The organism is bacterium (genome assembly GCA_037131655.1).
Taxonomy (GTDB): Bacteria; Armatimonadota; Fimbriimonadia; order Fimbriimonadales; family JBAXQP01; genus JBAXQP01.
Genome location: JBAXQP010000233.1, coordinates 1 through 4312 on the forward strand (window position 1 = coordinate 1; position 4312 = coordinate 4312).

Annotated in this window: 4 protein-coding genes; 3 read left to right on the plus strand and 1 reads right to left on the minus strand. The window is 48.6% G+C overall.

The genetic code is table 11. The features are described from left to right. Positions 1–459, minus strand: a 459-nt coding sequence (locus WCO51_10235) for a hypothetical protein (GenBank protein MEI6513636.1), incomplete at its 3' end; no start/stop codon positions are given. Positions 460–571: 112 nt separating this feature from the next. On the opposite strand from WCO51_10235, the gene WCO51_10240 reads away from it, so the two are divergent. Genes WCO51_10240 through WCO51_10250 form a run of 3 tightly spaced genes read left to right on the plus strand, consistent with a single transcriptional unit; the run spans position 572 to position 3956 of the window. Further along, positions 572–769: a hypothetical protein gene (locus tag WCO51_10240; GenBank protein MEI6513637.1), complete on the plus strand. Its 198-nt coding sequence runs from the start codon at positions 572–574 to the stop codon at positions 767–769. Next, complete coding sequence (locus WCO51_10245) at positions 766–1830, plus strand: DUF933 domain-containing protein (GenBank protein MEI6513638.1); 1065 nt, start codon at positions 766–768, stop codon at positions 1828–1830. The genes WCO51_10240 and WCO51_10245 overlap by 4 nt, the downstream gene beginning before the upstream one ends. Before the next feature lie 17 nt (positions 1831–1847). Continuing rightward, positions 1848–3956 carry a glycosyl hydrolase family 65 protein gene (locus WCO51_10250; GenBank protein ID MEI6513639.1) on the plus strand — a complete coding sequence of 703 codons (2109 nt, stop codon included), beginning with the start codon at positions 1848–1850 and terminating at the stop codon, positions 3954–3956. Positions 3957–4312 lie beyond the last annotated feature (356 nt).

The window sequence follows — 4312 nt, forward strand, 5'->3', positions numbered from 1 at the left end:
TCCTGCTTCCATTTGGTTGACATTCAAAGGCGCGAAATCATCCAAATCGTTGGCTGAGTTGAGGAAGACTATAATCGTCCATTTGGCGTTTACAGGGGCAGTAAGAGAGACTGATACGGTTGCTGGTAAGCTGGAAATTCCATTATAGGAAGCAATAACGGTAGCGGATCCTTCAGCGATTCCTAGAGCGCGTCCATTTACAAACTGCAGCTTATCCTGACCGGATGTGACTTGCCAGCTAACCAAGTTTGCAGAAAGCGAGACAATATTTCCAACGGAATCACGGGCGATAAATAGGAGTTCGCGGCTATCTCCAACCCGCACGATCTGTCCCTGTGTAACTTCAATAGAGGCAACATTACTCGATTGACCGCCTCCACTACCACCACCGCATCCGGTGAGAGCAAATAAGAATATAAGCGATCCAATAATTAGAAAGTACCGTCTCAAACTGGGCATGCTAACCTCCAAAAAATCTTCCTTAACTATTATACAATCATAGGCTTATCTAATAGACGAATCAGTACTCAAGGTGCAGGAAATAGGGCGCACATGCTAAACTTAGAGTGCTATGCAACGAACCTATCCTTATCGTCAACGTCGAACTTTACCGCCAAAACCAAAAAAACGGGTTTGGCCTCCACGCCTTTTCTGGTTGTTGGCGATTATCATAGGCGTTATTGGCTATTTCGCGTGGGTCTATCCACAGCAGCACCCCATGCGTCCTGCCACTATCAAAATTTATACAGAGAGGTCGCCTGCGCCATGATTGTTGGCCTACTTGGCTATCCCATAACAGGAAAAACCACCTTATTCGAAGCCGTTTGCGGAGCCCATCACGGAGCCGATGTCGGCAGCGTAATAGTCCCTGATGCGCGGTTCGACTATATAGTTAGTGTTACCAAGCCCAAAAAGGTAACGCCGCATCACATAGAGTTTCAGGATAATGCTGCCCGAATAGAACCTGGGGAGCATCGGTCGTTTTCGACTGAGTTCTTTTCGAACGCTCGAAAAATGGATTTGCTATTGCATGTGGTGCGGGGCTTTGAAAGCCCTTATGCTCCCTATCACGAGACCATCGATCCGCTTCGTGATCAGCGCCGGGTCGAGGAAGAGCTAATTCTTGCCGACCTTCAGATTGTTGAAAACCGGATGGAGCGCCTTCAGAAAATGCAGGTTACTCATCAATCCGGGACGCCTGAGCAAAATGAGTGGCGAATTTTGGAACATCTTAAAGCCGAATTGGAGAGTAATAACCCCATTCGCCTGGTGGAATTGGGCAAAGAAGAAGAGCAGCGGATTCGCGGTTTCCAATTCTTGAGCGGCAAGCCGGTGATATGCGCGGTGAACATCGATGAGGCTTCAATAGAGCAGGGTGAGGCCTCAGAATTGCTCGAACCGTTGAAGAAATACTGTGAAGAGCGTCATATCCCTTTGGTGGCGTTATCTGCTGATATTGAAAAAGAGATTGCACAGTTAGCTCCTGAAGATCGAACTGAATTCCTCGAAAGCATGGGCATCAAAGCGCCGGCAGCTTATCGTTTGATTAGAGCTGTTTATGAGGCGCTTGGGTTAATTACTTTCTTCACGGTTGGCGAATCCGAAGTCCACGCCTGGCCTTTACGACGTGGGGAAACTTCAGTTGATGCGGCTGGTGAAATCCATTCCGACCTCGCCCGAGGCTTTATTCGGGCAGAAGTAATTACCTTCAAAGACCTCGAAGCTTGCGGTGGTTATGACAACGCCGTGAAATCCGGCAAAATGCGCCTGGAAGGCAAAGAATACATCGTTCAAGATGGTGAAATTGTTCATATTAGGTTTAAAGTGTAGCTGTTTGGAGGGAAGTTGTGAGCGATAAGAAATTGATACCTGAGCTGATTAGAACTGAGGAACTTCAGCGGCCTTATTCTATTCATGGTCGGCGATGCTATATGGTGGGATGGCAGGATGGGTTATTCCGCGACCTGGGGTGGCATCGGTCGAACGAAATGGGCGGTATCTGGGTACACCCGCTCAAGATTGCTGATGGGATTTGGATCAGTGTCGAAACCGGTGAGGAAGAAGAACTCGGTTTCAATCCTATCCGCCGCAACTGGTTAAGGAAAACGAACGAGTTTGTAATAGGCGAGGGTGGCGCTTGGGTTGAGCATCGGTATGATACCCCTCGATGGAATGTTACCCGACGAGAGTTTGTTCCTAAAGAGGATCCTGCAATCGGGTTCGAGGTTCAGGTCACACCGAAAGACCCATCGGTGAAAGTTGCACAACTTAACGTTTTAATCCGCTTTGATATTCTCCCCGCTTGGATGTCCGGTTGGCCAGACCCAATCTATCTCGAAGCAGAGACGACTGGTGATATGGTGATCGTTCACGGCGCTTCCGGTTTTGATATTCCTTATGATTACTGCAAATGGGCTGCAGCTTTGGGATGGGATACACCGCCGGCTAGAATTGCGACCGGCGAAAGCCTTTGGGGACCCGAAAGAACGCAGGGGAACGGTATTTCCTGTCTACTTAAGTTTCCGTTAGACCTCAATCCGACCGGCCGCGTTCGATTTGTCCTTTCAGGCGATCATGAAGGGGAAAAGGGCGCAATTAACGTTGTTAATAGCGTGATTAGCAACTGGGACGCCAAAGTTAAAGAGAAATCTGATTGGTACAACAAAATTGCAAGTGATATGACCCTCGTGAAGACGCCCGATGAGCAGCTGAATGATGCGTTTTTATGGAGCAAGATGAACTTGGAGTGGGTTACTCAGGGTACCCCATGTGTTGGGACGGCAGTAGTTGCGGGCTATCAGGATTACACGTCCTATTTCGGCGGCGATACCGAAGTATCTATTCGCGGCATGTTGGGTGTTGGGTTGCATGAGACGGCGAAAGAATCGCTTCGAATGCTTGGCCGGATCGGCATGAAGGCTAACGGCAAGATACCGCATGAATATGTCAGCAGCGGCGCAGTACCCGATCCGGGCGGTGCTGGGGAGACTGGTCTTTTTGCCCAATCGGTATGGGACACCTATCTTTGGACTGGCGATGAGGAGTTTCTAAAAGAGTCTTACCCAATCTGTCGGAAGGGAATGATGGAATATATTCTCTCAGAACCGACTAAAGATGGCTTGATCCTCATCGAATGGGAAGATAAACCCGGCGGCGTTCGCGATAAGTGTAATCCGGCAGGGATCGGCATGGGTTTCCGCGCTCTTGCCAATATGGCCGAACGTCTTGGAGATACCGAAATTGCCGCCAAAGCAAGGGGCGAACAGGAGCGGATTACGAAGCAGGTCGAGGATTACTTCTGGTGCGAAAAAGAAGGCTACTATATTGGGATGCTCGATGATAACAATCAGCCGATCATCCCCAATGATGATGGCTGGCATATCATGAAGGACCTCTATTGCAATGTCGGGTATGCGGGGTTGGCGAATAAAGCACGCATCGAGCGCCAATTTGTTCAGGCCGAAGACACTAAGTATTCGACAGAATACGGTGTTATGCTGCACTATACACGCGACGAAATCATGCCCGTCACGACTGGTTATGCCGCTGTTTCGGAGCTTAATTACGATCGCCGAGATAAGGCCCTTGAATACGTTCGTATGATGGCTAATTGTGTCGGACATATCATGCCGGGAGCTATTCCAGAGGTGCTCGATCCGCACGGTGATGCTACGATATTCCGCTATTTCCAATCCCCACATTGGAATTATCTACAGCTTTGGTCGGCCGCGTTTTTAGAAGAAGGACTTCTCTGGATGCTCCTAAAGCCCGAACCCGATGCTGCCAAAGGAACCTTAACGTTAACCCCCTGGCTACCCGCTGATTGGCCTTCCGCTGAGGTAACCAACTTAACCGTCGGCAGGACCAGGATCAGAGTGAAGATTGAAAAGGGCAAAAAGACAACAATCACTCACATCGACGGACCAAAGTTGGAGGTTACGGTTAACGAGGGCTAGTAGAGTCGTATGATTTTAAAACAATGAGCTTTTCAGAGAGACACTCTCCCTTTCCTCCCCTGCCCTGCGTCAGGAGAAGGTTCAGGATACGAATTTACAGACGAAATTTTAGGCAAATTGAACGCAAATCACAAGTTTATTCACCTGCCGATAGAATCTGAGGATTCAAGGGTGATACTTGTTAGGATTAAGAATACTGAAAACTGATAGCTGAGGGCTATTTGGAGGAACATGTTGAATATTAATGATACTGTGGCAGAAATAAGAGCGACCGGAGATTTGAAACGGCCGTATTGTATATGTGGGCGAAGGGTCTATTCGATTGGGTTTCAGGATGGGTCGTTTCCTGACTATGG